At 69.5% G+C, this 26,476-nt stretch carries 27 protein-coding genes; 15 read left to right on the forward strand and 12 right to left on the reverse strand.

The window, feature by feature from the left end; all coding sequences use genetic code 11:
• Nucleotides 1-82: 82 nt before the first annotated feature.
• Nucleotides 83-775 (reverse strand): FadR/GntR family transcriptional regulator, encoded by a 693-nt coding sequence (locus BWO91_RS03940; RefSeq protein WP_071262252.1) that lies wholly within the window; start codon nt 773-775, stop codon nt 83-85.
• Between the two features lie 237 nt (nt 776-1,012).
• Here BWO91_RS03940 and BWO91_RS03945 point away from each other — a divergent pair, with 237 nt between their 5' ends.
• From BWO91_RS03945 to BWO91_RS03965, 5 genes are all read left to right on the forward strand, one after another.
• On the forward strand, nt 1,013-2,245 hold the full coding sequence (locus tag BWO91_RS03945) for an aminotransferase class V-fold PLP-dependent enzyme (protein ID WP_079001366.1): 1,233 nt from the start codon (nt 1,013-1,015) through the stop codon (nt 2,243-2,245).
• 107 nt (nt 2,246-2,352) lie between these two features.
• Nucleotides 2,353-3,651: an ABC transporter substrate-binding protein gene (locus BWO91_RS03950; protein WP_079001368.1), complete on the forward strand. Its 1,299-nt coding sequence runs from the start codon at nt 2,353-2,355 to the stop codon at nt 3,649-3,651.
• A gap of 6 nt (nt 3,652-3,657) precedes the next feature.
• Nucleotides 3,658-4,638, forward strand: coding sequence for a carbohydrate ABC transporter permease (locus BWO91_RS03955; RefSeq protein WP_064294152.1), 981 nt, complete (start codon nt 3,658-3,660; stop codon nt 4,636-4,638).
• On the forward strand, nt 4,635-5,471 hold the full coding sequence (locus tag BWO91_RS03960; protein ID WP_064294153.1) for a carbohydrate ABC transporter permease: 837 nt from the start codon (nt 4,635-4,637) through the stop codon (nt 5,469-5,471). The genes BWO91_RS03955 and BWO91_RS03960 overlap by 4 nt, the downstream gene beginning before the upstream one ends.
• Before the next feature lie 145 nt (nt 5,472-5,616).
• Nucleotides 5,617-6,609: an NADP-dependent oxidoreductase gene (locus BWO91_RS03965; protein WP_079001370.1), complete on the forward strand. Its 993-nt coding sequence runs from the start codon at nt 5,617-5,619 to the stop codon at nt 6,607-6,609.
• 195 nt (nt 6,610-6,804) lie between these two features.
• Here BWO91_RS03965 and BWO91_RS19905 read toward each other — a convergent pair whose 3' ends face one another.
• From BWO91_RS19905 to BWO91_RS03975, 3 genes are read right to left on the reverse strand one after another with little or no spacing between them, the layout of a single operon-like run.
• On the reverse strand, nt 6,805-6,945 hold the full coding sequence (locus tag BWO91_RS19905) for a hypothetical protein (protein ID WP_162852291.1): 141 nt from the start codon (nt 6,943-6,945) through the stop codon (nt 6,805-6,807).
• 34 nt (nt 6,946-6,979) lie between these two features.
• Nucleotides 6,980-9,022, reverse strand: coding sequence for a YhgE/Pip domain-containing protein (locus BWO91_RS03970; protein ID WP_079001372.1), 2,043 nt, complete (start codon nt 9,020-9,022; stop codon nt 6,980-6,982).
• Nucleotides 9,019-11,871: an MMPL family transporter gene (locus tag BWO91_RS03975; RefSeq protein WP_079001374.1), complete on the reverse strand. Its 2,853-nt coding sequence runs from the start codon at nt 11,869-11,871 to the stop codon at nt 9,019-9,021. The genes BWO91_RS03970 and BWO91_RS03975 overlap by 4 nt, the downstream gene beginning before the upstream one ends.
• Nucleotides 11,872-12,022: 151 nt before the next feature.
• On the opposite strand from BWO91_RS03975, the gene BWO91_RS03980 reads away from it, so the two are divergent.
• Nucleotides 12,023-12,709, forward strand: a complete 687-nt coding sequence (locus tag BWO91_RS03980) for a TetR/AcrR family transcriptional regulator (RefSeq protein WP_079001376.1) — start codon at nt 12,023-12,025, stop codon at nt 12,707-12,709.
• Between the two features lie 2 nt (nt 12,710-12,711).
• Here BWO91_RS03980 and BWO91_RS03985 read toward each other — a convergent pair whose 3' ends face one another.
• The 5 genes from BWO91_RS03985 to BWO91_RS04005 form a co-directional block, all read right to left on the reverse strand.
• Entirely contained in the window at nt 12,712-13,167 is a 456-nt protein-coding gene (locus tag BWO91_RS03985; protein WP_079001378.1) for a VOC family protein, read from the reverse strand.
• Nucleotides 13,168-13,253: 86 nt separating this feature from the next.
• The gene (locus BWO91_RS03990) at nt 13,254-14,450 is read right to left on the reverse strand and encodes an ABC transporter permease (RefSeq protein ID WP_153303378.1); all 1,197 of its coding nucleotides are present in this window, start codon (nt 14,448-14,450) and stop codon (nt 13,254-13,256) included.
• Between the two features lie 11 nt (nt 14,451-14,461).
• Complete coding sequence (locus BWO91_RS03995) at nt 14,462-15,193, reverse strand: ABC transporter ATP-binding protein (protein WP_240555671.1); 732 nt, start codon at nt 15,191-15,193, stop codon at nt 14,462-14,464.
• Nucleotides 15,190-16,254 carry a peptidoglycan-binding protein gene (locus tag BWO91_RS04000; protein ID WP_079001382.1) on the reverse strand — a complete coding sequence of 355 codons (1,065 nt, stop codon included), beginning with the start codon at nt 16,252-16,254 and terminating at the stop codon, nt 15,190-15,192. Before BWO91_RS04000 ends, BWO91_RS03995 begins: the two co-directional genes overlap by 4 nt.
• Complete coding sequence (locus BWO91_RS04005) at nt 16,251-16,781, reverse strand: hypothetical protein (protein WP_079001384.1); 531 nt, start codon at nt 16,779-16,781, stop codon at nt 16,251-16,253. Before BWO91_RS04005 ends, BWO91_RS04000 begins: the two co-directional genes overlap by 4 nt.
• A 190-nt stretch (nt 16,782-16,971) precedes the next feature.
• Between BWO91_RS04005 and BWO91_RS04010 the strand changes: the two genes are divergently transcribed.
• Both BWO91_RS04010 and BWO91_RS04015 read left to right on the forward strand, forming a co-directional pair.
• Complete coding sequence (locus tag BWO91_RS04010) at nt 16,972-17,634, forward strand: response regulator transcription factor (RefSeq protein WP_064294162.1); 663 nt, start codon at nt 16,972-16,974, stop codon at nt 17,632-17,634.
• A complete protein-coding gene (locus BWO91_RS04015) occupies nt 17,634-18,968 on the forward strand; it encodes a sensor histidine kinase (protein ID WP_079001385.1) in 1,335 nt (444 codons plus the stop codon). The genes BWO91_RS04010 and BWO91_RS04015 overlap by 1 nt, the downstream gene beginning before the upstream one ends.
• Here BWO91_RS04015 and pnuC read toward each other — a convergent pair.
• Together pnuC and BWO91_RS04025 are read right to left on the reverse strand one after the other, a co-directional pair.
• Nucleotides 18,899-19,564: a nicotinamide riboside transporter PnuC gene (pnuC, locus tag BWO91_RS04020; RefSeq protein WP_079001386.1), complete on the reverse strand. Its 666-nt coding sequence runs from the start codon at nt 19,562-19,564 to the stop codon at nt 18,899-18,901. The two genes, BWO91_RS04015 and pnuC, sit on opposite strands and share 70 nt — an antisense overlap.
• Nucleotides 19,565-19,697: 133 nt before the next feature.
• Complete coding sequence (locus BWO91_RS04025) at nt 19,698-20,384, reverse strand: GntR family transcriptional regulator (protein ID WP_079001387.1); 687 nt, start codon at nt 20,382-20,384, stop codon at nt 19,698-19,700.
• Between the two features lie 181 nt (nt 20,385-20,565).
• Here BWO91_RS04025 and BWO91_RS04030 point away from each other — a divergent pair, with 181 nt between their 5' ends.
• Entirely contained in the window at nt 20,566-21,006 is a 441-nt protein-coding gene (locus BWO91_RS04030; RefSeq protein ID WP_079001388.1) for an FCD domain-containing protein, read from the forward strand.
• Between the two features lie 227 nt (nt 21,007-21,233).
• On the opposite strand, the gene purL is transcribed toward BWO91_RS04030, so the two are convergent.
• Nucleotides 21,234-23,567, reverse strand: a complete 2,334-nt coding sequence (gene purL / locus BWO91_RS04035; RefSeq protein WP_121291584.1) for a phosphoribosylformylglycinamidine synthase subunit PurL — start codon at nt 23,565-23,567, stop codon at nt 21,234-21,236.
• A gap of 241 nt (nt 23,568-23,808) precedes the next feature.
• Between purL and BWO91_RS04040 the strand changes: the two genes are divergently transcribed.
• The 6 genes from BWO91_RS04040 to BWO91_RS04065 all read left to right on the forward strand — a co-directional run bounded on the left by BWO91_RS04040 (nt 23,809) and on the right by BWO91_RS04065 (nt 26,466).
• Complete coding sequence (locus tag BWO91_RS04040; RefSeq protein ID WP_079001390.1) at nt 23,809-24,267, forward strand: Asp23/Gls24 family envelope stress response protein; 459 nt, start codon at nt 23,809-23,811, stop codon at nt 24,265-24,267.
• Nucleotides 24,264-24,455, forward strand: coding sequence for a DUF2273 domain-containing protein (locus BWO91_RS04045; RefSeq protein WP_056008790.1), 192 nt, complete (start codon nt 24,264-24,266; stop codon nt 24,453-24,455). The genes BWO91_RS04040 and BWO91_RS04045 overlap by 4 nt, the downstream gene beginning before the upstream one ends.
• Entirely contained in the window at nt 24,452-24,865 is a 414-nt protein-coding gene (locus tag BWO91_RS04050; protein WP_079001392.1) for a hypothetical protein, read from the forward strand. Before BWO91_RS04045 ends, BWO91_RS04050 begins: the two co-directional genes overlap by 4 nt.
• Nucleotides 24,862-25,476, forward strand: coding sequence for a DUF6286 domain-containing protein (locus BWO91_RS04055; RefSeq protein ID WP_079001394.1), 615 nt, complete (start codon nt 24,862-24,864; stop codon nt 25,474-25,476). The genes BWO91_RS04050 and BWO91_RS04055 overlap by 4 nt, the downstream gene beginning before the upstream one ends.
• Nucleotides 25,473-26,096: a hypothetical protein gene (locus BWO91_RS04060; RefSeq protein ID WP_079001396.1), complete on the forward strand. Its 624-nt coding sequence runs from the start codon at nt 25,473-25,475 to the stop codon at nt 26,094-26,096. The genes BWO91_RS04055 and BWO91_RS04060 overlap by 4 nt, the downstream gene beginning before the upstream one ends.
• A gap of 151 nt (nt 26,097-26,247) precedes the next feature.
• Nucleotides 26,248-26,466: a hypothetical protein gene (locus tag BWO91_RS04065; RefSeq protein ID WP_064294172.1), complete on the forward strand. Its 219-nt coding sequence runs from the start codon at nt 26,248-26,250 to the stop codon at nt 26,464-26,466.
• Nucleotides 26,467-26,476: the final 10 nt, after the last annotated feature.

The raw sequence follows: 26,476 nt of genomic DNA on the forward strand, positions 1-26,476 counted from the left end.
AGACCCGCGCTCGCGCCACAGACCCGCGCTCGCGCCACAGACCCGCGCTGACGTCAGCGCACCGCGCTGGCGCAACCAGAGCTCAGTCGGCGGGGGTGGCCGGCGGTTGGAGGACGCGCAACCACTCCTCGGTCTGGGCGACATGCGCTGATGCCGCCCCGGCGGCCCCGACGGGGTCGCGCGAGATGATCGCCTCGGTCATCGCCCGGTGACCGCGGTTGCTGACCCGACGCAGCTCATCGCCGGCGGGCAGGCTGAAGACGTCGTAGGCACGTGATCGCGACCGGAAGACCTGGAGCAGAGCTGTCAGCGTGGCGTTCCCGGCCGTCCGTGCGATGAGTTCGTGGAACCGGTGGTCAAGCTCGCTCGACTCAGCGGGGTCGGTCGTGCGTTCCATCGCCTCCACGAGCTCGGCGAGTTCGGCGCGCACCTCGTCGCTCGCGCGGGCAGCGGCCTGCGAGGTGGCATGGGTCTCGAGTACCCGCCGCAGCTCGTACATCTGCAGGAGACCGTCGAGGGGGAGGAGATCGACCGTGAGCGACAGGCTGCCGATGATCTCCTCGGGCCGGAGCATCGACACGTAGGTGCCCGAGCCGTGCCGCGACTCGATGATCCCGAGGGCGGCCAGCATGCGGACGGCCTCACGGAGGGACCCGCGTGACACGCCGAGTTCGTCGCAGAGCTCGTTCTCGGCCGGGAACCGCTGCCCCGCCACGAGTCGTCCCGACGCGATCATGTGTCGCAGGCCGTGGAACGCGGTGTCGACTGCGGACATGCGGCTCCTCCTCAGGGGTCGTCCCGCCATCGTAGCGGCCCGTCACCGGTGATCCGCGAGCCGCCGCGGACCATGAGACATCCGATGACTCCACCTTCGAAGACCAAGTCATCCGATGAGTCGATCCGGAAACGACCTGAGCGATCACTTGTAACACGACAGAAACCCAAGTCATCAAACGTTGCCCCTATGGTTATCGGACAATCCACTGCATAATCGACTCGGAGGAACGTCACTGTGGACACTCGCACCATCGCACGGCCAGCGCCGCTCACGCTCGGCGACGGCCGACCGGCAACGGCCGGGTGGACGCTGGATCCGACCAAGCGCCACATCAACCACGGATCCTTCGGGGCGGTCCCGATCGTCGCGCAGGAGCACCAGCAGGCCCTCCGCCGCGAGATGGAGGCCGCACCCCTCACCTGGTTCCCGGCCCTCCCCGCCAAGGTCGGCGCCGCCCGTGTCGGGGTCGCCGACTTCCTCGGGGCGTCGGTCGACCAGCTCGCCATGGTTCCGAACGCGAGCGCCGGGGCGAGCGTCGTCTTCTCCAGCCTCCCCGTGCAGCGCGGCCTCGAGATCATCGTCACCGACCACGGCTACGGCGCCGTCACGATGGGAGCGGAGCGCCTCGCGCGACGCTGGGGCGGCACCGTCCGGACCGCCCGTATCCCGCTCGACGCCGACGCGCAGACCGCCCACGACGCCGTCGTCGCCGAGTTCAGCAACCGCACGGCCCTCATCGTGATGGACCAGATCACCTCGCCGACCGCCCGACTCCTGCCGGTCCAGCAGATCGCCGCCACCGCCCGCGCCGCCGGCATCCCCACGCTCGTCGACGCCGCCCACGTGCCCGGCCTCTACGCCGATCCCATGCGCGACCTCGACTGCGACTTCTGGGTCGGCAACCTGCACAAGTTCGGGTGCGCCCCGCGCGGTGCCGCCGTCCTCGTCGCCCGCAGCCCGCTCGCGCAGGAGCTCTACCCGCTCATCGACTCCTGGGGCTCCCCGTACCCGTTCCCGCAGCGCTTCGACACCCAGGGCACGGTCGACGTCACGAGCTACCTCGCCGCGGCGACCTCGCTCGGGTTCATCGAGGACGTCTGGGGCTGGTCGGCCGCCAGGGACTACATGACCGAGCTCGCCGACTACGCGGTCGAGGTGGTCGCCGACGCCGTGACCGCCATCACCGGCGAGGACAGCCACGTCGACGTGGGCATGCCCGTCAACGCCCTCCGGCTCGTCAAGCTCCCGACCGGCCTCGCGACGACCCACGCGACCGCGGACGGGCTCCGCGACCGCGTCTCCGCCGAGCTCGGTGTCGAGGGCGCGTTCACGAGCCTCGACGGGATCGGCTACGTCCGACTCTCCACCCACGTCTACAACACCCCCGAGGACTTCGAACACTTCGCCGAGCACGCCGTCCCGGTGCTCGCGCGATGGGCCGAGGAGGAGCGCGCTGCCGCGAGCTGAGCGCGGACCCGCCCGACCCGACATCACCACACCTGCACCACCGCACCGGCACCACAGCATCCCCCCCCGCAGCACCCCCACCAGCACCACTCAAAGGAGAAGCGAGCATGAGGAAGTCACGCGCAACGGCCGCCATCGGCCTGTCCGTCGTCACCGGCCTCGCCCTGTCGGCCTGTGCCGGCGGCGCGAGCGACGGCACCGTCACCCTGCAGATGGTCGAGAGCCTGACCAACCCCGCCCGGACCGAGGTCCTGAAGTCGCTCATCGCGGACTTCGAGGCCGACAACCCGAAGATCAAGGTCGAGCTCATCTCGCCGCCGACCGACCAGGCCGACCAGAAGATCACCCAGATGCTGCAGTCCGGCTCCGGCGTCGACGTGCTCGAGGTCCGCGACATCACCGTCGGCCCGTTCTCCACCAACGGCTGGCTCGACGACATGAGCGGCGAGCTCGAGGACTGGAAGGGCTGGGACGACCTCACCGACAACGCGACGAAGTACGCGAAGGGCGAGGACGGCAAGGTCTACTACGTGCCCTACGGTTTCTATGGTCTGAGCCTGTTCTACCGCACCGACCTCATCAAGGAGGCCGGCTTCGACGGGCCCCCGACGAGCTGGGACGACCTCCTCGAGCAGGCCTCGGCGATCCAGGACCCCTCGAAGAACCAGTTCGGCTACGCCTTCCGTGGCGGCACCAATGCGAACAGCAACGTCGTCGCGGCCATCGAGGCCTACGTCGCCGACGACCTCGACACCGAGAACGCGTTCAAGCTGACCAACGGCGACACGATCTTCTCCGCACCGGAGGCGCTCGACGCCGTCAACACCTACTTCGACCTCTTCAAGGAGGCCTCGCCGCCGTCGTCCGTCGCGTGGGGCTACCCCGAGATGGTCGAAGGCTTCTCGAACGGCTCGACCGCGTTCCTCCTGCAGGACCCCGAGGTCATCGCGACCGTCGAGCAGTCCGAGGCGATCACGGCCGATCAGTGGAGCACCGCTCCGCTGTTGACCGGTCCGACCGGCAAGGCCGCGCAGCCCATGGCGACCGCGGGCTGGGGCACGGCGGCGTCGAGCGAGCACAAGGCCGAGGCCGCGAAGCTCATCGAGTTCCTCTCCGAGGACAAGCAGGCCACCACCTTCGCCCAGGAGAACAGCCTCGTCCCGATCGTCAAGAGCGCGGCGGACAGCGACTTCTACAAGACCGGCCCGTGGGCCAGCTACGTCACGATGAACGAGAACCCGGACACCTACCTGAGCGTCACGCAGCCGCGCGGCTCCTCCTGGTGGACCGAGTGGATCCAGAAGTCCGACTCGGAGATCCAGCAGGTCCTCATCGGCCAGCTGACGCCGGAGAAGCTCCTCGCGGGCTGGGACGAGTACTGGACCGAGAAGTGGAAGAGCGAGTAACCGTCCATGACGACCACCACTGACGAAGCGGGTCGCACGCAGCAGCGTGCGACCCCGACACCCCCGGCCGGTCCCTCGCGGACCGCCGGTGGGCGTCGGCGGCGCACCTTCACGGTGCGCCGCGGCTTCGGCCTCCTCGCCTTCCTCGCCCCCGCGTTCATCTTCGTGGCGATCTTCATCTACTACCCGATGATCGCCGGCTCGCAGATGGCGTTCCGTAACTGGAACCTCGCCAACCTCACCGACACCTCGTGGGTGGGCTTCGCCAACTTCCTGGCCGTCTTCGCCGACCCGGCCTTCGGCAGGGTCGTCGCGAACACCGTGCTCTGGGTGGTGGCCTCGATCGTCCCGCAGTTCGTCATCGGCTTCGGCATCGCCCTGTGGCTGCGACGGAGGTTCCGTTTCCGCGGTCTCTACCAGGCGATGATCTTCTTCCCGTGGGCCATCTCGGGCTTCCTCATCGGCATCCTGTTCCGCTGGATGTTCAACAGCGAGTTCGGCGTGATCAACGACCTGCTCCAGAAGGTCGGGTTGATCGACACCCCGATCCCGTGGTTGGCCGACCCGAACACCGCGATGTTCGCCGTCATCGTCGCGAACGTCTGGTACGGCGTCACGTTCTTCGCGATCATGATCCTCGCCGCGCTGCAGTCGGTGCCGGAGGACCTCTTCGAGGCCGCAGCGCTCGACGGCGCGGGCAAGGCGCGCATGCTCTTCCAGATCACGATCCCGTACATCCGTACGACGCTCGCCCTCACGGTGCTGCTCCGGGTCATCTGGATCTTCAACTTCCCCGACATCATCTACGGCATGACGGGCGGTGGTCCGGCGAATCAGACCCACATCCTCACCACCTGGATGATCGCGACCACCCAGCGCGGCGACTACGGCCGGGCCTCCGCGATCGGACTCATCGTCGTCGCGATCCTGCTGGTGTTCACCGCGTTCTACCTGCTGTCCATGCGTGAGAAGAAGGTGAAGGCATGATCGACCAGGAGACCCGGACGGCGAAGGTCGTCAAATTCCTCTTCCTCGGGCTCTGGCTCGTCATCACGGTGTTCCCGCTGTACTGGATCGTCGTCACCTCGTTCAAGAAGCCGGGCGCGATCTTCTCCTACCCGCTGACGTACTGGCCGGAGGTGTTCTCGATCGAGAACTATCTCGGTCTGTTCAGCAAGGCGCAGTTCGGCACCTACGTCGTCAACAGCCTCATCGTGGCGACGATCGCAGCCCTCGTGGCGACCTTCATCTCGATGTTGTCGGCCTACGTGTTGGCGCGGTTCGAGTTCCGGAGCAAGGGAGCGATCCTGCTGGCGTTCCTCGCCACGCAGATGATCCCGTCGTTCATCGCACTCGGCCCGCTCTACCTGCTGATGACGCAGCTCAAGCTCGTCGACAACCGGTTCGGGCTCATCCTCATCTACATCGCGGTGTGCATCCCGTTCTGCACCGTCATGCTCCGAGGGTTCTTCGAGAACATCCCCGACGCCCTCGAGGAGGCGGCCATGATCGACGGCTGCTCGCGGTTCGGCGCGCTCTTCCGGGTGCTCGTCCCGGTGCTGAAGCCCGGGATCGTCGCGGCGTTCATCTTCAACTTCGTGAACTGTTGGAACGAGCTGTTCCTCTCGGTGACGCTCATCAACAGCGATGCGAACAAGACGATCCCGACGGCGCTCAACGGCTTCATCACGAGCTACAACATCGACTGGGGCTCCATGTCGGCGGCCGCCGTGCTGACGATCATCCCGACGATGGTGCTGTTCGCGTTCGCGAGCCGGTACATCGTGCAGGGCCTGACCGCGGGAGCGGTGAAGGGCTGAACCCGCTCATTCGCCCGAACATGGGCGAACCGACGCCCGTTCGCCCATTCCTGGGCGAGCGGGCGTCGTCACGGGCGGCCCTCGGTGAATCTGGAAGCCCGCTGATAGTTTGACGCTCTAGCGAACTGCAGGTGGAAGATGAACCATGTTCGGTTCGAAGCAGACGACGAGGTCACTCCGCTACGCCCGCTACGGCGGGCCCGACGTACTCGAGTTCATCGAGTCCGAGATGCCGCATCCCAGATGGGGCGAGGTCGTGGTCGACGTCCTCGCAAGCGGCATCAACCACATCGAGGCGTTCGTCCGCGAGGGGCACCTCGCCGAGACGGTGCCGATCGAGCTGCCGACGGGACAGGGGAGCGACTTCGCCGGGTTGGTCCGCGAGGTCGGAACCGGGGTCGAGGGCTGGAAACGCGGCGACGAGGTGATCGGGCACGCCGTCCGCGGCGCGCACGCCACTCAGGTCGTCGTCCCGGCGTCGTCCCTCGTCCGCAAGCCGAAGCGCGTGAGCTGGGAGGAGGCCGGCGGGCTCTACCTCGCTGGACTGACGGCGCTGGACACGCTCGACGGGCTGCACCTCAAGCAGGGCGACACCCTCGTCATCTCGGCGGCGGCCGGCGGCGTCGGGAACATCGAGGCGCAACTGGCGAAGTTCGCGGGCGTGCGGGTCATCGGCACCTGCGGTGAGCGCAATCACGACTTCCTCCGTGAACAGGGCGTCAAACCGGTCGTCTACGGCGAGGGCATGGCTGATCGGATCCGCACGCTCGCGCCAGAGGGCGTGACGGCGTTCATCGACAACTTCGGTCAGGACGGTCAAGAGCTCGCGTTCGAACTCGGTGTCCCGCCGGAGAAGTACCGGTCGAGCGAGGATCGGAAGGCCATCGAGCTCGCCGCACTCGAGCCGGACGAGGAGTTCTCGGCGCACGCCACGAAGCAGCTGCAACGCCTCGCGGACTACGCCGCCGACCACGCGTTGAAGGTCGTCGTCTCGGCGTTCTACCCGTTCGACCTGATCATCGACGCGTTCGAGGATCTCGAGCGGTTGCACGCGCGGGGCAAGATCATCGTCGGCATGCGTCCGGCGAACCCGGAGCGCATCGTCAAACAGCGAGACCTGCACGACGCCAGGCCCTGACGACGGTCAGCGCGGTGCGCTGGCCCGAGACGTCGGGTTCCGGCGCCAGCGCGGTGCGCTGAACCGAGATGCACGGTTCCGGCCTAGGCGCGGGTCTCGCGCATGAGCGCGACCCTCCGGAGACCCGCGCTCGCGCGTGTGGGGCGCGCTCGCGTCAGCGCACCGCGCTGGCGACCGGAAAGGAAGGGCGGTCGGCTAGTTGAAGATGAAGCCGAGGACGGTCGCGCCGCCTCCACCGAGGACGAGCGCGACGACGAGGACCCAGGCGATGAGCCGCTGACGACGCTTGCGCTGCTCGCCCCATTCGGCCAGTTCCCGGTCTTCGCTGCTGCTCATCACCCCAGCCTACCGGCGGGGTGCTCGCCCGGCATCAGGTGACGGCCGGGACGAGGGCCTTCACCGACGTGGTCCTCGCCCGGGCGATCGCGAACGTCGTGGCGGCGAGCGATCCGAGGAGCCAGAGGACGAGGCCGACGACGCCGGCCGCTGCTCCCGCGTCACCGATCGCGATCGCCTGCAGACCGCCGAGAGCCGGTGCGATCGGCAGGAACGCGAGGATCTGGTCCAGCACCTGCGGAGCGGTCGCGATGATCCCGGTCGCCAGACCGACGAGCGCGACGATCATCGAGATGAACCGACCTGCACCACCGAACAGGGCGTTCAGTGCCTGGTTGGCGGCGGCGAAGACGAGCCCTGCGAGGACGGCGACCCCGGCGAAGCCGAGCCAGCCGCCCGCGTCGAGGTCCAGCAGCGGTGCGGTGATGACGGCGACGAGTAGGCCCTGCAGCATCCCGATCGCTCCGGCCGGGACGAAGGCCCCGAGCGCGAGCCGCAGCGATGAGCGGGTGGATCCGAACGCCCGCACGGGCACCGGCCGCAGCACGAGGAAGCTCGCGAGCGCACCCAGCCAGAGGGCGAGGACGGCGTAGAAGGGAGCGCTGTTCGTGCCAAAGGACACCGTCGCCGAATCGCCGGCCGAGACCGGGTCGGCGACGACGTCCGCGAGCGTCTGTCGGTCGGAGCTCGTGTAGGTCGGCAGGCTGTCGACCGCGCTCTGCAGACCGGACGCGAGCGAGGTGATTCCGCCGGACAGGGTGCCGGCGCCCGAAGCGAGCTGGTTCGACGCGTCGGCGAGCTGGGTCGTACCGGTCGCCGACTGCGCCGCGCCGTCGGCGAGTGCGGACGCCCCCGTCTGCAGTTGCGTCGTCCCGGAGGCGGCTTTGGACGCACCATCGGCGAGGCCTGCCGCTCCGGCCGCGATCTGCGCCGCCGCGGTGTTGATCTTGGCGATGCCGTCGACGAGTGCGGGCATGCCGGAGGAGAACTGCTTGGTCGTCGTCGCCAGCGATGTGGTGCCGGGATACCCGGTCGAGACGTCGCCGTCGGTGAGGGCGGTGGCGGTGCCGACGGTCGTGAGGATGTCCTTGCACAGCGTCGGGTCGATCGCCGTCAGCGCTGCCGCCTTCACCGGGTCCAGGCAGCGAGCCGCCACGGACGTCGCCGCAGCCTTCGTCGCGTCGGCGACGCGGGAGGTTCCGGTCGCCGCCTCGGCGAGCCCATTGGCCCCACCGACCAGCCCCGGGTTGTCCGCGCTCCCGTCACCCTGCGTCCCGGCGTACAGCGTCGCCGCTCCGCTGGCGAGCTGGCTCGCGCCGCCGCTCAGTTGCGACGCACCGGACGAGAGCTGCGTGGCGCCGTCGGCCAGCGCATCCACCCCGTCGCTCAGCTGCGTCGCACCCGACGACAACTGCGTCGCGCCCGTGGCCAGCTGCGTGGTGCCGTTCGCGAGTTGCTGCGCACCCTGCGCGAGCGAGAGTCCGCCCGTCGAGAGTTGCTTCGCACCGTCGGCGGCCTCACCGAGCTGGTCGTGGAGGGTGTTGAACCCGACGTAGACGTTCTCGAGGTAGGTGGTGGTGAGCTGCCGACCGAGGAGCGAAGCCGCGGTCTGCGTGATCGTCTGGGAGATGGCGTCGTCGACGAGCTTGCTGCGGTCGCTCGTCGTGACGTCGAGGCGGGCGCGCTCGGCGTCGGCGGCGTCGCCGGAGAACGAGGTCGCGGCCTTCGAGAAGTTCTCCGGGATCGTCACGACCGCCGTGTACGAACCGTCGGCGAGGCCGGCCTTCGCGTCGGACGCGTCGGTGATGACCCAGGTGTAGTTGGTCTTCTGGTCGCCGTCGACGAGGCCCGCGGAGAGCTGGCGTCCGAGCGGCACGGTCTGGCCGTCGACGGTGACCGGCTTGTCGTCGTTCACGATGGCGGCGGTCACCTGACCGAGTCGTTCCGTCGGGTTCCACAGGGCCCAGACGAGTCCACCCGCGATGACGAGCGGCACGAGGATGAGGCCGATGATCGAGACGACCGTGATGCCCTTGCCGGAGCGGGCCCGTTCGAGGCGGTTCAGGATGGTGCTCATGCGTCGACCTTCGATTCAGCGATGGCGGTGGGAGTGGACGTGGTGGTGGAGGCGGTGCGGTCGAGGTCGAGCACCTCGGCCGTCGTGGTCGGCAGGACGTCGGCGAGCGAGGACGCGTCAGCGGTGCCGACGACGATCGTGAGCGGCCGGCGCGTGCGCTCCGCGGCCCTGGTCGCCGTCAGGAGGCGCTCGTACAGTCCGCGTCTCGTGTCGTCGTCCGGCACGGTGTCGACCCCGTCGAGGACGATGACGGCGGGGCGTTCGGCCAGCGCCGTGGCGAGTGTCCCGACGGGTTCGCCGTGGTCGAGACGGACGTACGCGACGCGGGACCGCACCGCCCCGGCGCGGACCGGCAGGACCAGACCGGCGACCTTGAGGCGGCCGTGGTCGGGTTCGAGGCGACCGGCCAGTGTCAGCAGGAGGGCGGTGACCGAGACCGGGCGCGTGCCCTGCACCGCGAGCACGCCGCCGACGGCGACGGTCGTGTCGACGTCCTCGTACAGCGGTCCGTCCGCACCGGCCAGGGTGACTCCCGCGGCGGCGATGGCGACCTCGTCACCGTTGCGCCACTCGCGCAGCTCGAGTTCGCGCTGCAGCCCCTCGCCCTCGACGTCGAAGGACGGCAGGATGCGGTCGAGCCACTTCGGCAGGTACCAGGCGTGGTCGCCGAGGAGCGCGAGCACCGCCGGCACGAGGGTCATGCGCACGATGAACGCGTCGACGAAGACGCCGACCGCGAGCCCGAGGGCGATGGGCTTGATGTTCGTGTCGCCCTCGGGCACGAAGGCGGCGAAGACCGCGAACATGATGACGGCCGCGGCGGTGACGACCTTCGCCGAGCCGAGGAAGCCGGTCTCGACGGATCGCTTCGCGAGTCCTGAATGGACGAAGTCCTCGCGCATCCGGGAGACGAGGAAGACCTCGTAGTCCATCGCGAGCCCGAACAGGACACCCATGAGGATGATCGGCATGAAGCTGATCACCGGACCGGTCCTCGCGACGTGGAGGGCCTCGGCGAACACGCCGTGCTCGAAGACGAGGGCCACGACGCCGAACGACGCGGCGACCGACAGCAGGTAGCCGAGGGTCGCCTTGATCGGGACCCAGATGGAGCGGAAGACCATCGTCAGGAGCACGAGCGAGAGGCCGACGACGATGAGGCCGAAGGGGAGGAGGGCGCCGCCGAGGCGGTCGGAGATGTCGATGCCGATGGCCGTGAACCCGGTGACCTGGAGGTCGACGCCGTACTCGTCCTGGAAGTACTGGTGCAGTCCCCGGATCTCGGCGACGAGGTCCTTCGTCGCCTGGGAGTCGGGACTGCCGCTCGGGATGACCTGGATGATGCCGGTGTCGGCCGTCGCGTTCGGGGTGGCGAGCGGGACGGCGGCGACGCCGTCGAGTCCCTCGATCTCCTGCTTGAGGTCGGCCATGAGTCCGAGCGGGTCGGTACTGCCGACGATGCCGCCGGTGACGATGAGCGGCCCGTTGAAGCCCTCACCGAAGTGCTCGGAGACGAGGTCGTACGTCGTGCGGGCTCCGTCGCCCTCCGGCAGCGAACCGGCGTCGGGGAGCGCGAGTCGGAGCGACAGGGCGGGGATGGCGAGGGCGCCCAGGACGGCGACGACGGCGACGATCGTGACGATGGGGAGTCGCGTGACGCCTCGCACCCAGCCGAGGAAGAAGCGGTTGGGGTGCCCTTCGACAGGCTCAGGGGCCGCGGTGTGGTGCTCAGGGACCGCGGTGTGGTGCTCAGGGACCGAGGCCTGTGGGACGTCGACCGGCTCGGCGGCGCCCCGGGCCGCCGCGCGCTTCCTGGCCCGCCTGGCCTTCGGCCGGAGGCGCTCGCCGGCGAAGCCGAGCATGGCCGGGATGAGGCTGAGCGAGATGACGACCGCGATCGCGACGCCGACCGCCGCGGCGACACCCATCGTCGTGAGGAACGGGATGTTCGCGACCGCGAGCCCGAGGAGGGCGATGATGACCGTGAGGCCCGCGAAGATGACGGCGGAACCGGCCGTCGCGGTCGCGCGGGCGGCCGACTCGGCAGGGTCGAGCCCGCTGCGCAGACCGTCCTGGTGTCTCGAGATGATGAACAGCGCGTAGTCGATGCCGACGGCCAGGCCGAGCATGAGCGCGAGCATCGGCGTCGTGGAGGAGATCGGCCCGAAGACCGTCGCCACGAAGATGAGCGCCATCGAGATGCCGACCCCGAGCAGGGCGGTGATGAGCGGCATGCCCGCGGCGAGGAAGGAGCCGAAGGTGAGGATGAGGACGACGAGCGCGACGACCACGCCGACGAGCTCGATGACACTCAACGTCGGGAGGCTGTTGCTGAACAGCTGCCCGCCGAGGGAGGACTCCGCGCCGGCGGGGAGCGCTTTCGCGAGGCTCGCCTCCGCGTCCTCGACGTCACGGATGGTGGCGGCGGTGATGTCGGTCTGCGCCCCGTCGAACTGGATCGAGATGAGCGCCGCCCGCTGATCCTCCGAGACCGCCCCCGTCACGTTCTCGTCGAACGGGGAGACCGCCTGCTCCACCTGCCCGATGTCGCCCAGGGCGGTGACGGCGTCGTCGATCGCCGATCGGACCCCGGCGTCCTCGACGGTGTCGCCCTCCGGTGCGACGACGATGATCTGCGCCGAGGCGCCGGCCACCTGCGGGAAGGTGTGGTCGAGCGAGTCGAGCGCCTCCTGCGACTCCGTGCCGGGGATGGAGAAGGCGTTGTCGGTGCCCTGGTTGAAGAGCAGCGCGCCGCCACCCGCGAGGGCGAGCACGGCGATCCAGAGGATCAGCACGAGCCTGCGGGCGCCGAACGCCCAGCGGCCGAGGGTGTAGAGCAGTGAGGACACGCGTCGCTCCTAGGGAGGTCGGCGCTGCTTGCAGGCGAGCCGACGGAGAGGTTCGGACAGGATCGATACAGCGGTGTATCCGATACACGACTGTATTGGATACAGTGGTGTATCGGCAAGAAGTCGGTCGAGCTGTCAGTAAGGTGTCAGGATGCGCGTGCACGAAGCGGTCGAATCCCCGGGCGACGAAGCGCCGGTCGAGTCCGCGCGTCGGCAGCGGACGCGCGAGCGGCTCGTCGACGCCGCCTACGAGGTCTTCGCCGAGTTCGGCGTGCACGCCGCCTCCGTCGAGCAGATCAGCGAGCGCGCAGGCTTCACCCGCGGCGCCTTCTACTCCAACTTCGACTCGAAGGAGGAGCTGTTCTTCGCCCTCGAGTCACGCGAGAACCAGCTCCGACTCGACCGCCTGGAGGCTGGACTGCAGGCGGTCAGCCCGTCGCTCCTCGACGCAGCGGGCCGCTACACCGAGGGCTCGCTCGAGGCCCTGATCCGTGCCTTCCTCGAGCTCCAGCCCGATGACCGCCGCTGGTGCCTCGTCCAGTCGGAGTTCCGGATGCTGGCGATGCGCGACGCCGACGTCGCCGCCCGCTACCTCCAGCACCAGGAGAGCGCGGGCCGGCAGCTCGCCGCGTGGCTCGACCAGGCGGCCGGACTCGCGCACGTCCGGTTCACGATCCCGACGCCCGACATCGCGAACATCGTCGTCGCCCTCTACGAGTCGGCCATCCAGACGGCCGTGCTCATGGACCCGGACGGCGACGAGGGCTCACCGCGCGAGCTCGCGATGCGCACGCTCCCGGCCATCGTCCGCGCCCTCACCGAGTCGACCGCCGACTGACCTCAGGCCGACTCGCCGGGCCGATCCGGCTGCAGCGCCTGGGCCAGCATGACGATGATGCCGCTCGGCCCGCGCACATAGCTGAGCTTGTAGACGCCCTGATAGTCCGCCACGCCGCGGAGCGGGTGGCAGCCGTGTTTCGCGGCGATGGCGAGCGCCTCGTCGATGTCGTCGACGGCGAATGCGACGCGGTGCATGCCGATATCGTTCGGCAGGGTCGGCTCGGTCTCGATCGCGTCCGGGTGGAGGTACTCGAAGAGTTCGAGACGACCGTGACCGTCCGGGGTCTGGAGCATGGCGATCCTGGCGTGGTTGCCGTCGAGGCCCACGGCCGTGTCGGCCCACTCGCCGCTCACCGTGTCCCGGCCGACCACGGTGAGGCCGAGGTCCGTAAAGAATGCGATCGTCGCCTCGAGGTCGCGGACCGCGATCCCGACGTTCTCGAGTCTGATGTCCATGGGCTGCACGCTACCCGGCCGCGCGGGCCCGATCCAGGGTCTCCTGGAACGGGCCCGCGTCGGAGCGGTTCGTCCTCCGGCCCGACTCAGCCGCTGAGGGCCGAGGTCGGTGGCGTCCTGGCCGCGCGGATCGCCGGGTAGAGGCCGGCGATCGCACCGATCGCCAGGGTCGCGCCGACGCCCGCGAGCAGCACCTCCGGCGGCACCGCCGTCGGCCAGTCGTTCACCGCGGCGACGACACTCGTGACGCCGGTGCCGAGCGCGGCGCCGGCGACCCCGCCGAGGGCGGAGAGCAGGAGGGCCTCGGTGAGGAACTGGGACCGGATGTGGCCCCGCGTGGCCCCGAGGGCGCGACGGAGGCCGATCTCGCGCCGGCGCTCCAGGACCGAGATGACCATCGTGTTCGCGACGCCGATGCCCCCGACGAGCAGGGCGACGGAACCGAGTCCGAGGAGGAGCCCGGTGAAGGCTTGATCTGCGGCCTGCTTCGCGGCAAGGGCGTCGGACGGCCTGGACACCTCCACCTCCTCGGGTGCCGCGGGGTTCACGGTGCGGGGGAGGAGCTCGCGGACCGCCTCGACGCGATCATCGGCGGACCGCTCGTACACCGTGGTCGGTTTGCCGTCGTACCCGAACAGCTCGGCGGCAGCCGTCTCGCCGATCATCGCGGTGGTGTCGAGTTCCGGGGCGAGTTCCAGGGGATCCAGGATGCCCACCACGGTGAAGTACTGCTCGCCGAGCTGGATCTTCGTGCCGACCGTCGTGATGCCGAGACGTTCGGCGGCTTTCGACCCCAGGACGACGGCTGGATAGCTTCCCGTCGCCCGGTTCAGCCACTCGCCGGAGGCGAGCCTCCCACCGACGACGTCGAGCAGGCTCTCCGTGACCGCCACCGCCCCGAGCCCGCCGCTCGACGCGCGGTCGATCAGGCTGTTGCGGTAGACGAGTACGTCCTGCAACGACGCTGCCGAGCCGGCCTGTTCGACGCCGTCGATCAGCCCGACCTTGCCGACGGTGTTCTCGGGGAGAGTGGCCGCCTCGCCGAACAGGTTCTGGCCCGGCTGGACGGTGAGGAGGTTCGTCCCGAGGGCCGAGAGCTGCGCCTGCAGTTTCGCCTGACTGGACGAGGAGATACCGACGACGGCGATCATCGCCGCGATGCCGATCGCGATCCCCAGCGCGGAGAGGACCGCACGCGTCGGCCGAGCCCGGAGACCGGTCGTCCCGAGCCGGAGGATGTCGCGGCCGAGGAGCCGTGACCGGCGGTCGTGGTCGGGGTGCATACCCTGCTCCTTCATGCCGCCCGCCCCGAATCGCTCACGATCCTGCCGTCGCGGATCGCCACCTGGCGGGGGAGTCGCGCAGCGAGTTCGGCGTCGTGCGTGATCACGACGATGGTCGTGCCGGCCTCGTGGAGTTCGTGCAGCAGTTCGACGATGCTCGCGCCGGACACGGAGTCCAGGTTGCCGGTGGGTTCGTCGGCGAGGAGCAACGGCGGGTCGCCGACCACGGCGCGTGCGATCGCGACCCGCTGGCGCTCACCGCCGGAGAGCTGCGTCGGGCGGTGGCCGAGACGATGGCCGAGGCCGACGCGTTCCAGGGCGACGACCGCGCGACGACGGCGCTCGGCCCGGGGGACCCCGGCGTAGATGAGGCCGTCGGCGACGTTGTCGACCGTGGTCGAGCCGTCGGCGAGGTGGAACTGCTGGAAGACGAAGCCGATGCGGTAGGCGCGCAGGGCCGACAGCTTCGCGTCGGCGAGGCGTCCGACGTCCGAACCCGCGATGCGGGCGGTCCCACTGGTCGGTCGGTCGAGCGTCCCGATGAGGTTGAGCATCGTCGACTTCCCGGAGCCGCTCGGTCCGACGATGGCGACGAACTCGCCCTCCTCGATCGTCAGGTCGACACCCGCGAGCGCGAGCGTGGGCGGCTCACCGTACTCGCGGGTGACGCCCTCGAGGTGGATGATCGGTGGGCCGGCCGGCCGCTCGGCTGCGGCGGACGAGGCCGTCATGGTGTCGGTCATGACACCGGCACCACGACGTCGAGACCCTCACGGATCCCGTCACCCGAGACCTCGACCCGACCATCGGCGAACAGACCGGTCGTGACCGGGACCTGACGGTGCTCCCCCTTCCCCTCGACGACCTCGACGCCGAACGTCTTGTCGTCGATCGCGATGAGCGCCTCCACCGGGACGGAGAGGACGTTCTCGCGTCGTTCCGTCGGGAAGCCGACCGTCACGGTCGCGCGTTGCAGATCGGCCGCGGCCGCCGGATCGTCGAGCGTGATGCCGACCGGGATCGTGACCTTCTTCTGTCCGTCGCCATCCGACTCGGTGGGGACGCCGACATCGGTCACCGTGCCGGTGGTGGTCTGCCCGCCGGGAAGGTTGACGTCGACCTTGGTCCCGACGACACCGAGACGCTGATCCGCGAGCTTCAGCGGGACGTCGATGCGCTTGTTCAGGGACGATACGGTGACGATCTTGTCGGACGCGGCGGTGCCGACCGCGGCGTCGATCGAGGCGATCCGGACGTCGCCGGGCATGAAGACCACCGATCCGAGTTCCAGGCGTCCGGTCTCCTCGAGCCCGAGCGCCTCCTGCCACCGTTCGATGGCGCGCGCGGTCGAGGACGCGAACTCGTCGTCCGGCTCGCGGTCGAAGTACCCGAGGGCGGCGAGGCTGGTCTCGAGTTGCCGCACGTCCGGTCCGTCGCTCATCCCGGACTCGAACGACCGCCAGGCGGGCAACGGTCCGTGCAGAAGCGAGACCGGGACGTTGTCGACGGCGTACAGGGTTCCGCCGAGCGACACCGTGCTGCCGGGGGCCGGCACCGCCGTGACGATGCCGGCCCCGCCGCCGATGGTCCGCTGGTCGGCGTAGTCGAGCGTGCCCGTCGCCTGGGTCGTGCCGGCGAGGTCGCCGGCGGTGATCGGCGCGGTGCCCGTTCGGACGGTGTTCGAGGGCTCTTCCTGACTGGTCGCCTCGGCCGAGGAGAGCACGGCGATGCTCGCGACGGCGCCGCCCGAGATCAGGACGGCGCCGACGCAGAGGGCTGCGATGATCCGGCGGCGGTCGGTCATCGGTCCGTCGAGCCGAGTGAGCTGCCGTTGCTCATGTCGAGGCCGCAGGCGTCGAGCACGTCTTCAGGCACGTCGCTCGGAATGTTCATCGCCTCACCCTTCACCGGGTCGGGGACGTCGATGCCGTTCTCGCGGAAGCACTCGGCCATCTGGAGCTGTTCTTCGAACCGGTCCGAGACGGGCACGTCGCCGCCCGCCGGTGCGGGCGGGGCTCCGAGCTTGTCGGTGCACGTCTTGGAAGCAGCGGTGAAGGCTTCCGGGTCCGCATCGCCGAGACTGATCGCGGCGCCGGAGCCGTCCTTGCCGGGGTCGGGCATGTCCACGCCCTCGTCGCGCATGCAGGAGGCGAAGGCGAGCTGCCAGTCCTCGAAGCTCTGAACCGTGGACGGCGTCTTCGAGCCCGGCTCGGATCCGGGTGAGCCCGATGCGCACGCGGCCAACGATCCGATGAGGAAGGGGATCGCGATGAGGGCGGCGAGTCTGCCGGCCGGACGGCGGACGGAACGGGTGATGGTGATGTCGGACATCTGCACTCCTCAGTGGGTGGGGCTGACTGGTGACGACCAGTCCACTCGGCGGCGCGTTGTCCGGGCGTCAAGGAAAACGTTGACGTTCTCTGAACGTCCCGAACGGCACGATAGATAACCGACACTCGGGGGTTGCTCGATCGGCGTCCGTACGATCCCGGAGTCACCACACCCCATCGAGAGGAACATCATGCGCGTCCTGGTTGCCGAGGACGAGGTCTACCTGGCCGAGGCGGTCCGAGCCGGCCTCCGGCAGGAGGCGATCGCCGCGGACGTCGTCCACGATGGCGACGCAGCGCTCGAGGCACTCACGATCAACGACTACGACGTCCTGCTCCTCGATCGGGACCTGCCGGGCACCCACGGCGATGACGTGTGCCGAACGGTGGTCGCCGAGCATCCCGGTGTGCGCGTCATGATGCTGACGGCGGCACGTCGACTCGACGACACCGTGTCCGGCCTCGGCCTCGGCGCCGACGACTACCTGGTGAAACCGTTCGAGTTCCCGGAGCTCGTGGCCAGGCTCCGCGCGCTCGCCCGGCGCACGGCGGAGTCGCGCCCTCCGGTCCTCGAGCGCGCGGGAGTGCGACTCGACCCGTTCCGGCGGGAGGTCTTCCGCGACGGCGTGTACGTGAAGCTGTCGCGGAAGGAGTTCGCGGTCCTCGAGCAGCTGCTGCTCGCCGACGGCGGGGTCGTGAGCGCCGAGACCCTCCTCGAGAAGGCCTGGGACGAGAACGTCGACCCGTTCACGAACACCATCCGCGTGACCATCTCGAACCTCCGCCGACGCCTCGGCTCGCCGTGGGTGATCACGACCGTCCCGGGCGCGGGCTACCGGATCGAGGGCGACTGATGCCCCGTTCCGACGCCGCGGGGTTGCTCAGCCGCCCGAACCGCTTGACGGTGCGCACGCGTTTGACGCTGACGTACGCGTTGCTGTTCACGGTCGCGGGCTCGATCATGCTCGCGCTCATCTACGCCTTCATGCGGTACGTCCCGACGTACGCGATCACCGCGGTGCGGGCCGATGCGGCCATGGACGGCGCGACCTGGCTGCAGGCGACCGTGCCGACCGAGGCCGCCGGGGCGGCCACCTATCAGCCGGTGGAGGGGCTGACCTCGGCGAACGGTGCAGCGGCACTCGTCGTCTCGGACCAGAGCGACATCCTGAACACGCTCCTCGTCTGGTCGCTCATCGTGCTCGTCGTCCTCGCGGCGGCGAGCGCGTGGGGCGGATGGATCCTGTCGGGCCGGCTGCTGCGTCCGCTGCACGAGATCAACGTGGCCGCGCAGCGGGCGGCGACCGGATCCTTCGACCATCGGGTCGCCCTCGCCGGCCCACGGGACGAGATCACCGACCTCTCCGACACCTTCGACCACATGCTCGAGCGGCTCGACCGCTCGTTCCGAGCCCACCAACGGTTCGCCGCGAACGCCTCGCACGAGCTGCGGACCCCGCTCGCGACGACCCAGGCGATGCTCGATGTCGCGGCGACCAGCGACGACCTCGACGAACAGACCGTCAGGGGACTCATCGCCCGACTTCGTGAGACGAACACGCGCAGCATCCAGACCGTCGAGGCCGTCCTCGACCTCGCCGACCTCGAGCACTCGGAGCTGCGGGGTGAGACCGTGGCACTCGGAGAGCTGGCCTCCGAGGCCTGCGTCGCCGCGGCCTCAGCAGCTCGAGCGCGCGGGATCGACTGCACGGCCGAGGTGCAGGACCTCGCGGTCTGGGGTGACGAGGCCATGCTGCATCAGCTGTGCGGGAACCTCCTGCAGAACGCCGTCCGGCACAACGTCGACGGCGGCTTCGTGCACGTCTCGGTGCGCCGGTCGGGCGGGCCGTCGGGCGGTGCGGTCGTCCTCCGGGTCGAGAACTCCGGCGAGTCGATCCCGGCGGACGTGGTCGCGAGGCTCACCGAACCGTTCTACCGCGCCGGCGGCCGGGTCGCGCGCGGTCCGGAGCGGTCACGCGGGCTCGGACTCGCCATCGTGGAGAGCATCGCCGAGGTGCACGGGGCTGCGCTCGAGCTCACCGCGCGGTCGGAGGGTGGGCTGGTGGTGACGGTCACGTTCCCGCCGCACCGCCCGGACATGGATGCGGCGGCGTCAGCTCAGCGCGCCGTGACGACGCGCTCGCCGCGGGCCCACACGAAGAAGCCGGCGAGGGTGAACGCCCCGTAGAACAGGTACATCGACGCCGAGACCCAGTACCCGGCGCCGAACAGGAGCGGCACGCCGACCAGGTCGACCGCGACCCAGATGAGCCAGAACTCCACCCAGCGTTTCGCCATCCCCCAGGTCGCGAGGAGGGATCCCATGAAGATCCAGGCGTCGGCCCAGACCGGCTCGTAGGAACCGAGTGCCCGGAACACGGGGACCAGGAGCAGCGTGCCACCGAACAGGAGGCCGACGAGGACGAGCCGCACCCGCCAGCCGGCCCAGCGGGGTCGGATCACGGCGACCGGACCGGTCGTCGCCTCGACCCGTTCGACCCGTCGCCACTGCACCCAGCCGTAGATCGACACGACGATGAACATGAGCTGGCGGCCCGCCTGTCCCAGCAGGTTGGTCGGGTTCGGCGTGTGGAAGACCGCGCCGAGGAAGACGGTCAGGAGGAGCGCGTTGCCGATGATGCCGACGGGCCAGGCCCAGGCGCGGCGACGCATACCGCCGAGGGCGCTCGCCAGGCCGAACAGGTTGCCGACGACCTCCCGCCAGAGGACCACCTGGTCGCCGACTCGGAACGTCGCATCGAAGAGCCAGAGGAGGGTCCCCACTGCAGTCCTCCGATCGGTCCGTGGCCAGATGATGCGCGGTCACGCGACCGACGGTCCACCGTACAACGTGCAGAGCCGCCTCCCGATCGGGAGGCGGCTCTGTGACGGTCCGCCGTTCGACAGCGTTCGCCGGCTAGCTCTCGGCGGGCAATGCTCCACCGGCGGCGATGACCTGCTCGAGGAAGGCGTCGGTGGCCTCGGCCTGCTTGCGCATGACGCGCTCGGCGTCCTCGGCGCTGCGCGCTTCGGCGGCCGCGACCAGTCCGGTGACGTACGCGGCGAAGATGTCCCACTGGAAGAAGTCGATCGTCGGCAGCGAGGTGTAGGTCACCCGGGTGTTCATCTGACGGGCGACCTGCTGCAGCAGCGAGTTGCCCGAGCGCTCGACCATGAAGTCGGCGAAGGCGGAGGACGACCGGAGGACGTGCTTGTCACGCGCTTCGATGTCCGCGAGCACCGCGTCGCCGAGCTCGCGGAACGCCGCGACGTCCTCGTCGGTGAACTGCGGGATGCTCCACCGCGCGCTGAGCTCGTGGAAGCCGTTCAGGAGGCGCAGTGCTTCCGCGTACTGCTCGGCGGTGGGCTTCGCGACGCGGGTGTACCGCTGCGGGGCGGTCTCGACCAGTCCGATGTCGGCGAGCTTGCTGATCGCTTCGCGGATCGGGGTCCTCGAGACACCGAGCCACTTCTCGAGCTCCTCGTCATTGAGGCGTTCCCCGGGCTCGAGGGTGCCGTCCTCGATGGCGGTCAGGAGCTGCTCGAAGACGATGTCGCGCAGGAGCTTCCGAGGGCTCGTCTCGACGGTTTTGGGAACAGGCATGGGACTCCGATCGTCGAGCTGGGATATGACCAGTTCAGAATACCGATATCCAAGGTGTGTTGGATAGTTTTGTGCCTCATGTGTTGTAGAACATGCCGGATGCACAGGTGTCGTCGGGCGCGCTGAGCCTTGCTATCCTGACGCGCACGGGTTGACCTGGAACGGCAGGAAGGTGGGACGCATGTCGGCGGATTCGGCGGCCAGCAGACCCCGCCATCGGCGGATCCATCTCTTCCAGACGCTCGGGGCGCTGTTGGGCGGTGTGACGCGCGTGACCGTGCCCGTCCTCGAGGACGCCGACCGAGCGGTGCTCGTCGCCGAGTTGGACGAGGTGTCGCGAGTGATCGGCCTGCAGGACCCGGTCGCCTACGCCGACCTCTCGTGGCCGCTCATGGACCATCTCGTCGCCCTCTGCCCGAATCGCATCCTGGTCACGACCGCTCGCGACGCACTCGCGCTGCTGTCGCCGCAGCTGGAGGTCACCGCCGACACCGACTGGCTCGATTGGCCGTCGCTCGCGGTCGACTTCCCGATCCTTCGGGACGCGGTCGCGGAGGGCGACGCGATCGCCGCGGAACTGGCCGTGGAACGACTGTGGGGGATGGCCGCGACGCTTCCGTGAAGCATTCCAAATGCTGATATGCTGAAGTCGTCGCTTGCGACACCACTGCCGGAGACGCCGGTCAGGACATTCGGGTTCCCGGCCTGAGCGCCCGGTGGTGAGTCGGGTGGGTGGGTTTCGGGTATCCGCCCACCCGGCGTATCGAGCCCCATCCAACAACGACACAGCCCCGACAGCGACACAGCCCCCACGCCGTCGGGCGCAGGGGCTGTGTGGAGTCGGGTCGCTCAGCCGATGACCGGGCCGAACCGCTCGGGGAGCACGCTCTTCGACACCCGACGCAGTTCGGAGACCGGGATGGTCAGGACGTCCTGGATCTCGAGGGCGGGCTCGGTCGCGTCGCCGACGGCCGAGGCGTCGGTCACGCCGATGCGGAGCACCGGGTAGCCGCGGCCCTCGCACAGGCCCTGGAACTTGACGTCGTCCTCGCGCGGCACCGAGACGATGACGCGTCCGGTGGACTCGGAGAAGAGCGCCGTCGTGAGGTCGACGCCGTCGCGCGCGAGCAGCTCACCGAGGAAGACCCGGGCACCGACACCGAAGCGCATGACGCTCTCCGCGAGCGCCTGTGCGAGACCGCCGTCGGAGAGGTCGTGGGCGGAGGACACGAGGCCCTCCTTGGCCGCGGCGTGCAGCAGCTCGGCCAGCGTCTTCTCGCCGGCGAGGTCGACCTTCGGTGGCAGACCACCCAGGTGGTCGTGGATCGTCCCGGCCCAGGCAGAGCCGTCGAGCTCGAGTGACGTGGTGCCGAGGAGGTAGAGGTTGTCGCCCTCGTCCTGCCAGCCGCTCGGGATGCGGCGCGCGACGTCGTCGATCACGCCGAGGACGCCGACGACGGGCGTCGGGAAGATCGGGACGTCGCCCGTCTGGTTGTAGAACGACACGTTGCCGCCGGTGACGGGCACGCCGAGCTCGAGGCAGGCGTCCGACAGGCCGGCGACGGCCTCGGAGAACTGCCACATGACCTCGGGGTTCTCCGGCGAGCCGAAGTTCAGGCAGTCGGTGACGGCGGCCGGGACGGCACCGGTGACGGCGACGTTGCGGTAGGCCTCCGCGAGCGCGAGCTGTGCACCCTGGCGCGGGTCGAGCTGGCAGTAGCGGCCGTTCGCGTCGGTCGCGATGGCGAAGCCGAGGCCGGACTCCTCGTCGACGCGGATCATGCCGCCGTCGTCGGGGAAGGACAGCGCGGTGTTGCCCATCACGTAGTAGTCGTACTGGTTGGTGATCCAGCTCTTGTCCGCGAGGTTCGCCGATCCGAGGAGGGAGCGGAACTGCTGCTCCAGCTCGGCAGGGGCGTCGGTGCGGGGGAGGGCCGAGGCGGAGTCGGCCTGCAGTGCGTCGATCCAGGTGGGGTAGGCGACCGGGCGCTCGTAGACCGGGCCGTCGACCGCGACGGTCGAGGGGTCGACGTTGACGATCTCCTCGCCGTGCCAGTTGATGACGAGGCGGCCGGTGTCGGTGACCTCACCGAGCACCGAGGTCTCGACGTCCCACTTGTCGGTGACGGCGAGGAACGCGTCGAGCTTGCCCGGCTCGACGACGGCCATCATGCGCTCCTGCGACTCCGACATGAGGATCTCCTCGGGCGTCAGCGAGGGGTCGCGCAACAGCACGTGCGACAGCTCGACGAACATGCCGCCGTCGCCGTTGGCCGCGAGCTCGCTCGTCGCGCAGGAGATGCCGGCGGCACCGAGGTCCTGGATGCCCTCGACGAGGCTGTCGCGGTAGAGCTCGAGGCAGCACTCGATGAGCACCTTCTCGGCGAACGGGTCGCCGACCTGGACGGCCGGACGCTTCGTCGGGCCGTTCGCGTCGAAGGAGTCGGACGCGAGGATGGAGGCGCCGCCGATGCCGTCGCCACCGGTGCGGGCACCGAAGAGGACGATCTTGTTGCCGACACCCGAGGCGTTGGCGAGGCGGAGGTCCTCGTGACGCAGGACGCCGACCGACAGGGCGTTGACCAGCGGGTTGCCCTGGTACACCTTGTCGAAGTAGGTCTCGCCACCGATGTTCGGCAGGCCCAGGCAGTTGCCGTAGGAGGAGATGCCGGCGGTGACGCCGTGCACGACGCGTGCGGTGTCGGGGTGGTCGATGTCGCCGAAACGGAGCTGGTCCATGACGGCGACCGGTCGGGCACCCATCGAGATGATGTCGCGGACGATGCCGCCGACGCCCGTGGCCGCACCCTGGAAGGGCTCGATGTAGGAGGGGTGGTTGTGGCTCTCGACCTTGAAGGTCACGGCCCAGCCCTCGCCGACGTCGATGACGCCGGCGTTCTCGCCCATGCCGACCATGAGGTTCTTCTTCATGTCGTCGGTGACCTTCTGGCCGAACTGGCGCAGGTAGATCTTGCTGGACTTGTAGGAGCAGTGCTCGCTCCACATGACCGAGTACATGGCGAGCTCGCCGCTCGTGGGACGACGGCCGAGGATCTCGCGGATCTTCGCGTACTCGTCGGCCTTCAGCCCGAGGGCGCCGTAGGGCTGCTCGCGGTCCGGTGTCGCGACGGCGTTCTCGACGGTGTCGGCGACGGCGGAGCTGGTGGGGGTGGTGGTCGTCACGAGGGCAGGACTCCAAAGGAAGTGGTGGGATGCCGGACCCACCAATCTTAGCGGCGTGCAGCGACGAACAGATCCTCGGATGGGCGTCGGAGGTCGACGCCGATTCGTCACGGTGCGGTGCAGGATTCGAGGTCTCTTCATGAGCTTCGAGATCGACCGTGACGATCGGTGCGATGGTTGCGTCCTATCACCAACGAAGCGATCAACCGCTCGCTCGAGACGAACCAGGAAGGGCAACACCATGTCGAACACCACCAACTCCCCGAAGCCCACCGTCACGAAGGGTGTCGTCGGCGAGAACAACGCCGCCACGCAGACGAACACCCACGGCAAGACGGTCATCGACAACGGCGTGGTCGCGAAGATCGCCGGCATCGCAGCCCGCGAGGTCCGCGGCGTGCACGCCCTCGGTGGTGGCGCAGCCCGTGCCTTCGGTGCCATCCGCGACGCCATCGGCTCCTCCGACCTGTCGCAGGGCATCCGCGTCGAGGTCGGCGAGACCCAGGTCGCCGTCGACGTCGTGATCGTCGCCGACTACCCGGTGGACCTGCAGGCCGTCGCGAGCGAGGTCCGCGCCTCGATCATCCGCGCGATCGAGCAGTTCGTCGGCATGGAGGTCACCGAGGTCAACGTGACCGTCAGCGACGTCTTCATCCCGTCCGACGACGAGGACCAGAACGCCGAGGCGCGAGTCCAGTGACCGCCACCAACACCGGCATCCTGATCGGAGCCGTCCTCGCACTCAGCTGGGTCGCCTTCGGGTTCTGGGCGTTCGTGTTCGTCGCGGTCGCGATGGGGATCGGCGCCCTCGTGGCCCGGATCGTCACCGGCCAGACCGACCTAAACGCGATCGTCGACGCCGTCCGCGGGAAGCGCGTCTCGTCATGACCACCGCCGTCCTCGACCGGGGAGTCCCCTCGGTCGCCGAAGCGCCCGTCGTGCACCCGCACGGCGGGCCGGGCCGGACGCGGATCACCGCGAAGGCCCTCGAGCACGTCGCCGTGAACATCGCGGCCGAGTCGCTCGGGGTCCCGGCGGGACGTGTGAAGGTCGAGCTCGCCGACGACCAGGGCGCGCTCGCGCTCATCGTCACCTCGCCGATGCGTGCGATCCCACTGTCGCGCGTCTCGGCCGCCCCCGATGCGCTCCAGCGCTCAGGGGGCTCCATCGTCGAGCGCGTCTCGGCCGCCACCGGTGCCATCGCCGCTCGCGTCGAGCAGCTGTCCGGTTCGAGCGTCTCGCGCGTCTCCATCCGCGTGAGCGGACTCGAGATCGACCAGGAAGGACGCGTCTCATGACCGCCACCGCCACCGCAGCCACGACCCCGGCCGCCGGCCCGACGAGGGTGCTCCGGCGCCTGGCTCGCCGCGAACTGCACTCGCCGCGCTCGACCGCCGCGATCCTCCTCGCGGTCCTGCTCGTGCTCGTCGCGCTCTGGATCGCCGTGGAGACGGTGCTCGCCCTCATCGGCGTCCGCCCGCTCCTCGTCGCCCCGGGTGAGATCCCGGGAGCCGCGGCGAGCCTGCCGTCGACGCAACCGGTCATCCTCGGTGTCGCGGGGGCACTCGTGCTCCTGCTCGGAGTGGTCCTCATCGGGATCGCGCTCGGCCCGGGACGTCGTCACCGCCACCTGTTGTCGACCGGGCGCGTACTCGCGGTCGTCGACGACGAGGTCATCGCGTCGGCCCTCGCGCAGCGCGCTTCGACGACGGCTGCCACGCATCCTGATGGCACCTCCGTGGCCGTCGGGCGGCGGACCGCAGCGATCCGGATCACCCCGGCCAGCGGCATGAGCGTCGACCGGTCCGAAGTCGACCGCGCCGTCGCCGCAGACCTCGACGCGTTCGGCCTGCAGCCGTCGCTCCGGGCGACCACCTCCATCTCGTCGAACGGGAAGGTCGGACAGTGAACTCCACCAACCGCGGACTGAACCGTCTGCTCATCCTCCTCATCGGACTCGTGTTCGTCGTGATCGGGGCGGCGGCGCTCGCCGTCGTCACCGTGCCCGTCGTCGCCGACTGGTGGCGCGACAATCGGGCCGCCGTGCTCGACACGATCGACGGCTGGTTCGCCTGGAACCCGTTCGCAGCGGTGTCCAGCGCGGACGCCGGTCAGACGGCCCCGGTCCTCGTCCCGATCGCCGGGATCGTGCTGCTCGTGGTCGTCGCCGCCCTGCTCATCTCGTTCGTCCTGCGTCAGGGTCGTGGCCGTTCCGGCGTCGTGCATCGCGCGACCGTCGAGCACGGCGACATCGTGCTCGAGACGGACGCCGCGGCCAACGCGCTCGGCGATGCCCTCGACGACACCGAAGCGTTCTCGTCCGTCCGCGTCTCCGCCTGGGACGTGAACCGGGCGCAGGCGCTCAAGGTCGCCGTCACCTGCCGGCGCGGCGTCTCGCCCCGCACGGCGGTGGAGACCGTCAGCACGGCGGTGGAGTCGCTCGACCGCCTGCTCGGCGTCGAGCTCCCCGTCCTCGTCGAGGTCGGTGGCGGCTTCCGCGCCGCCAAGCCGAAGGGCGTCGTCCAGTGACCGTCACTGATCCGGACATGCCGGTGCAATTGCAAGCCCCCGTCCGAATCGGCTGATCCGCAGCCGCGCGTCGCAGAATGCCAGTGTCGCGGGATGAACCATCGGGACACATCAACGCCCCACGGCGATCCGTGGGAGAGGGAACAACATCATGGGTAAGAAGATCCTCCTCATCATCGTCGGCCTCATCGCCTTCGGTGCCTACACGCTCGGCGCGAAGGCCGGACGCACCCGGTACCGCGAGATCAAGCACGCCGCAGAAGAGTTCTGGAACGACCCTCGGGTCGAGAAGGCGCGCAAGAAGGCCGTGAAGAACGCGAAGAAGGCCACGGCGAAGGCTCAGAAGGAAGTCCAGAAGAAGCTCCACTGAGCCCCTTCGC

This window comes from Plantibacter flavus (assembly GCF_002024505.1).
In the GTDB taxonomy this organism is placed as follows: Bacteria; Actinomycetota; Actinomycetes; order Actinomycetales; family Microbacteriaceae; genus Plantibacter; species Plantibacter flavus_A.